The organism is Sporosarcina sp. E16_3 (assembly GCF_017347125.1).
Taxonomy (GTDB): Bacteria; Bacillota; Bacilli; order Bacillales_A; family Planococcaceae; genus Sporosarcina.
This window is the reverse complement of the sequence record NZ_JADPRX010000072.1, coordinates 1-1,808: the sequence shown is the minus strand read 5'-3', so window position 1 is coordinate 1,808 and position 1,808 is coordinate 1. Positions and strand designations below refer to the sequence as shown.

At 37.9% G+C, this 1,808-nt stretch carries 1 protein-coding gene; it reads right to left on the bottom strand.

The annotated features are described in order from the left end of the window. Nucleotides 1-680: 680 nt before the first annotated feature. A complete protein-coding gene (locus I2483_RS19070; protein ID WP_207278639.1) occupies nucleotides 681-959 on the bottom strand; it encodes a hypothetical protein in 279 nt (92 codons plus the stop codon). Between the last annotated feature and the right edge of the window lie 849 nt (nucleotides 960-1,808).

Genomic DNA, 1,808 nt, shown 5'->3' with positions numbered 1-1,808 from the left:
AACTAATTTCAATTTCTTTTTTTCGTTGTTTTCATTATGTCGTAAAGACAACTTATTAAATATACCAGTCTACCATGTAGAATGCAAGTCTTATTTTAAATTAGTTTTCGTATTACTAGACATAGCTGTAGCTACGCTGTTTCCACGTAGATTTGTGATCCACTTTGAGAATAAGTATACTTTAGTTTTTCATGTATATAAGCGTTAGCCACACTTCAAGACATTAACTACATAATATTATGTGACCTGTTCTTCAATATCTTCTTGCATTCTTCGTCCACTTTGCTTCTTTTTCTTTGGATTGACGGATAACCTGCGCCTTTTTGAAATTGTCTAGCTTACGCCTGCGTGCAGCATAACGCTTACCCGATAAGCAATTTCATGTCCTGGGAAAAAAGATGTTCTTCCAATCAAGGCAACTGCAAGCTGGCGTTGACCGATATCAGTGTTCATGGCCAGAGGTTGATCGGTTGTGCGCTTTTTCCACCCTAAATGATAGAGTGACAGCGACAAACCAACGACCTCTTTTTTTGTAGAGTTTAACTGTCCCTTGTCTCGCAACTCCTACCAACAGTTTATCAAGTGCTTATTGTTGGCGGTCTTTAACGACGATTGGGACATCTATTCGTTTATCAAGAGTTGGAAATAACACCTTATATAATTGAACTTCTTTCTCTACTTTAAATTTTTGATCGTTGAAACCGTACCAACATTACTGAAATTGTTTTCCTGTTGATGCCTTTTTTAGGCTTCACGATGCGAATGGTTTGTTTGACGACAGCAGTAGGATATTCCTCTTCTGAAAACAACTTGAATGATTTCGATGCCGCTGTTTTTAATTCCTGGTAGATCAACAGCCAGTTTGAGAAACCGGTATTGATTGTCGTCTTTCTTCGATACATGGTTATTTTCTCTTTTGCCGATTTTAACAACTTTAATTTAAGCGTGATAGTTTGCACATGTGATTCACCTTCGCTATCTTTTGGGTGCGGCAGCTAGCGTACCTAGTGCATTCTTTCTTATTTATTATCCCAACATGCGTAGTCCTTCACTTTTAATAATAATGGCAGCCGTCCAATATCAAACCGCATAGGTATTAGATCGTTTGTCCAGCTGTAGAGAAGAAGTGATTCATTTACTGAGCACAGACTTTAGCCTTGGGTAATCATTTATTAACAGTGGCAGGCATGCGCATCAAAACATAAGAGATTCAAAAAACACAAGTAGAAGACCAAATCCCGCCAATGGTAACAAAGTTAGTTAGCTATCGCCTCTATTTCTCTATCCGGAAATGAACTATTCATAGATTAACCCAAGACTTTTTTCATTGAGCACAGATGGACGTTTATATTCCATTAGATTTACCACGTAGTGCTTTCCAGTAAACGTCTTAGACATTGTGTGGGAGATGATTAGATAGTGCTTATCAATGGTAGTGTATTTCAAAAGCGTCATTTCAATAATTTGGTATTACCTTTGGTCGAATTTAGTGTATAAGATTGACTTGCCCTATTATTTTTGATTTAGTGAAACTTGGGACGACCAAGGGAAATGAACTATCCAGTTAAGATCCCTCTAAAGTGATGAACGACTAACTACTTAAACTGTGAGACATATATAATGAAAGCCCTGCCACCCCATATCCATACTAAACGGCTCGAACTATAATACCGACCCATACACCTTCGAAAAGGGACTGGATTAACTAGAGCTAGAAAAAATAGCATCAATAAAAATAAATAAAAAAGCCATTACCTATCAGGCAATGACCTTTCAATGAGACTGGCGGCGTCCTACTCTCGCAGGGG